The organism is Pseudomonas sp. HMWF006 (genome assembly GCF_003061205.1).
GTDB classification, from domain to species: Bacteria; Pseudomonadota; Gammaproteobacteria; order Pseudomonadales; family Pseudomonadaceae; genus Aquipseudomonas; species Aquipseudomonas monsensis.
This window is the reverse complement of the sequence record NZ_QAIU01000660.1, coordinates 1-3,923: the sequence shown is the minus strand read 5'-3', so window position 1 is coordinate 3,923 and position 3,923 is coordinate 1. Positions and strand designations below refer to the sequence as shown.

4 protein-coding genes are annotated in these 3,923 nt (G+C 60.5%); all 4 read left to right on the top strand.

All coding sequences use genetic code 11. From position 1 onward, the window contains the following. Window positions 1–1,103, top strand: a 1,103-nt coding sequence (locus DBR24_RS34625) for a glycosyltransferase (protein ID WP_256592033.1), incomplete at its 5' end; no start/stop codon positions are given. Window positions 1,104–1,133: 30 nt separating this feature from the next. Continuing rightward, complete coding sequence (pseB, locus tag DBR24_RS30565) at window positions 1,134–2,135, top strand: UDP-N-acetylglucosamine 4,6-dehydratase (inverting) (protein ID WP_123465717.1); 1,002 nt, start codon at window positions 1,134–1,136, stop codon at window positions 2,133–2,135. Beyond that, complete coding sequence (pseC, locus tag DBR24_RS30560) at window positions 2,132–3,295, top strand: UDP-4-amino-4,6-dideoxy-N-acetyl-beta-L-altrosamine transaminase (protein WP_128616542.1); 1,164 nt, start codon at window positions 2,132–2,134, stop codon at window positions 3,293–3,295. Before pseB ends, pseC begins: the two co-directional genes overlap by 4 nt. A 6-nt stretch (window positions 3,296–3,301) precedes the next feature. Further along, window positions 3,302–3,923, top strand: a 622-nt coding sequence (gene pseF / locus DBR24_RS30555) for a pseudaminic acid cytidylyltransferase (RefSeq protein ID WP_128616541.1), incomplete at its 3' end; no start/stop codon positions are given.

The window sequence follows — 3,923 nt, the reverse complement described above, 5'->3', positions numbered from 1 at the left end:
GCCGCGAAGAGTTGCTCAATGTCGGTGGGTACGCTCGCGAGTTCACTGGCGCGCTTGAGTTCGATGTGCTGCTGCGCCTGATTGAAACAGGTGGGCTGGCAGGTCTGGCGCATCTGGCCGAGCCGTTGCTCATTACCCAGGCCGTGGCGGCAGCACCGAATGAGCACGAACGTCAGACGCTGGAACGTCACCTCGTCACCCGTGGTTATCAGGCACAGGTGAGTGCACAGGCGTTTGGTGGTTATCGCATTGACTACCGCCATGCCGACCGGCCGAAAGTGACGATCATCGTGTGCAGCGAAGACAATCAGCAAGATCTGCAAAGCTGTCTGGTGAGTGTGTTACAGCGCACCCGCTACCAGAACAACGAAATCATCATTGCCGACAATCACAGTCAATCTGCCGAGTTGCTCGCCTGGCTCGAAAGCCTTGAGCAAAACGGACGTGGGCGCGTTCGCCTGATCAAGAGTGAGAAACGCCTGAGTGCTTCAGCCTTGATCAATCAGGCTGCCGCGCAGGCGCAAGGTGAGTATCTGGTGTTGCTGGCAGCGGACGCCGAAGTGGTTAACGCTAACTGGCTCGAGGTATTGCTGAACCAGGCTCAGCGCCCGGAGGTCGGCGTGGTCGGCGCCAAACTGGTGGATCGTGAAGGCTCTGTGACCGGCGCCGGATTCATTCTGGGACTTGGCGAAGGTTTGGCCTCGCCATTCCTTGGCGAGAAAAAAGACGCGCCGGGTTACATGCACCGGCTGCTGGTCGAGCAAAATTGTTCGGCGGTCTCGGGCGCCTGCCTGATGGTGCGCAAGGAGGTTTTCGAAGCTTTGGGTGGACTGGATCAGGAACATTTCGATGAGGCATTTGCCGACGTCGATTTGTGCCTGAAAGCTGCAGATGCGGGGCTTTTGACTGTATGGACACCGCAAGTACAGATCGTCCACACCGGTACTCTGGCTAACCATTCGCAGGCGGCTGCCGCTCTGCAAGACAAATGGCAAGCGCGCTTCGCTCATGACACCGCCTATAACCCGAACCTTTCCCTGACCGGCAAGGGCTTTACCCTCGGCCAGGCCTCCAGCATCGACTGGGCGCAGTTGCTCGCCTAAGCCTGACGATCAGGAAACAGGACTCAAGACATGTTCAACGGTAAATCGATTTTCATCTCCGGCGGCACCGGCTCGTTCGGGCGCAATTTCATCCGGCGCCTGCTGGAGCAATACCAGCCCAAGCGCGTGGTGGTGTTCTCCCGGGATGAACTCAAGCAATACGAAATGCAGCAGACGTTCAACGCGCCGTGCATGCGCTATTTCCTTGGCGATGTGCGCGACGCCGATCGTTTGCGTCAGGCCATGCGCGGCATCGACTACGTCGTGCATGCCGCGGCGCTCAAGCAAGTGCCGGCAGCGGAATACAACCCGACCGAGTGCATTCGCACCAACGTCAACGGCGCGGAAAACATCATCGCCGCAGCCATCGACAATGGCGTGAAGAAAGTCGTTGCGCTGTCCACCGACAAAGCCGCCAGCCCGATCAACCTCTACGGCGCAACCAAGTTACTGTCGGACAAACTGTTCGTCGCCGCCAATAACATTGCCGGCGAACAGCAGACCCGGTTCGCCGTGGTGCGCTACGGCAACGTCGCCGGCTCCCGTGGCTCGGTGGTGCCGTTCTTCAGCAAACTGATCGCCGAGGGCGCTGAAGAGCTGCCGATCACCGACGAACGCATGACACGTTTCTGGATCACCCTCGATCACGGTGTGCAGTTCGTCCTCGACAGCTTTGCACGCATGCACGGTGGCGAAGTGTTCGTGCCGAAGATCCCGTCGATTCGCATCGTCGATCTGGCCCGGGGCATGGCCGAGCACCTGCCGCACAAGCACGTCGGCATTCGTCCGGGCGAGAAGCTGCACGAGTTGATGGTGCCGCTGGACGATGCACGGATGACCCTGGAGTTTGCCGATCACTACACCATCCAGCCGTCGATCCGCTTTACCAGCGTTGACGTCGATTTCGCCGAAGACAAGCTCGGTGAGCGCGGCCGGCCGGTCAGCGAAGACTTCGAATACCGTTCCGACACTAATCCGCATTTCCTCTCGGTGGGGCAGATCGCCGACCTGCACGCGAAGCTCTCGGTATGATTCCGTACGGTCGGCAAAGCCTCGATCAGGCAGATATCGACGCCGTGGTCGAGGTGTTGAAGTCTGACTGGCTCACACAAGGGCCGACCATCGAGCGCTTCGAACAGGCCATGGCCGAGCGCTGTCAGGCCGATTATGCGGTGGCAGTGTGCAATGCCACGGCGGCGCTGCACATTGCCTGCCTGGCCGCCGGGCTCGGGCCGGGCGATCGCTTGTGGACGACGCCGAATACTTTTCTGGCGTCGGCCAACTGCGGGCGTTATTGCGGCGCCGACGTGGATTTTGTCGATATCGACCCGCTGACCTGGAACCTCGATGCTGAAGTCCTGGCCGGTAAGCTCGACGCTGCCGAGCGCGATGGCGTGCTGCCCAAAGTGCTTGTGGCGGTGGCGTTTTCCGGGCAGAGCTGCGATATGCGCAGAATTGCCCACCTGGCCGAGCGCTACAACTTCACGGTGATCGAAGACGCCTCTCATGCGGTCGGTGCGTCCTACGCGGGGCGGCCGGTCGGGTGCGGCGAATTCGCCGCGATGACCGTGTTCAGCTTTCACCCGGTGAAGATCATCACCAGTGCCGAGGGCGGCATGGTCTTGACCAATCGCCCGGAACTGGCCGAGCGCTTGCAACGCTTGCGCAGCCACGGCATGACCCGCGATCCGCAGCAGATGACTGAAGCCAGCCACGGCCCGTGGTATTACCAGCAAGTGGAACTGGGCTTCAATTATCGGATCACCGACTTGCAAGCCGCGCTCGGTTTGTCGCAACTGCACAAACTGGACGGTTTCATCGCCCGTCGACGCGAGCTGGCCGCACGTTACGCGAATTTGCTGACATATTTGCCTGTGACCTTGCCGAGCGCCCAACCGCTCGCTGAATCCGCCTGGCATCTGTATGTGATCCGCTTGCAGACCGATCGGATCAATCTCAGCCACCGCCAGGTCTTCGAAGGCTTGCGTGCGGCCGGAGTCGGGGTGAATCTGCACTATATTCCACTGCATTTGCAGCCGTACTATCGCGACCTGGGTTTCGCCGAGGGAGATTTTCCCGAAGCCGAACATTACTACGCAGAAGCGATCAGCCTGCCGCTGTTTCCACTGCTGACGGATGAACAACAGGACTACGTGGTCGAGCAACTGCGACGGCTGGTTCTTGAGGAGTAGGACAACGTGAGCAGCGTTGCGATCATCCCTGCCCGTGGTGGCAGCAAGCGCATCCCGCGCAAGAATCTGAAACCGTTTGATGGCGTGCCGATGATCGTCCGGTCGATTCGCACGGCGCTCGATTCGGAGCTCTTCGACAGGGTGGTGGTCAGCACCGACGACGAAGAGATTGCCAAGGTGGCGCGAGACAATGGCGCCGACGTGCCGTTTCTGCGTCCGGCCGATCTTGCCGACGACTTCACCGGCACCGCCGCGGTGATCGTGCACGCCTTGCAACAATTGCCGCACTTCGATTACGCCTGCTGCGTGTATGCCACTGCGCCGCTGTTGCAGGCGCAGTACCTGCGCCAGGGGTTCGATTTGCTGGAGCAGCATGTCGATAAATCCTTCGCCTTTTCCGTCACCGGTTTCGGTTTCCCGATCCAGCGTGCGCTGACTCTCGACGGACAGGGAGCATTGACGGCGATGTACCCCGAGTTTCGTCAAACCCGTTCGCAGGATCTGCCGGAAGCCTTTCAGGATGCCGGGCAGTTCTACTGGGGGCGCCGCGAAGCGTGGCTGCGTGGCGAGGTGCTGTTTTCCCCGGCCAGCCTGCCGGTGATTCTGCCGCGGCATCTGGTGCAGGACA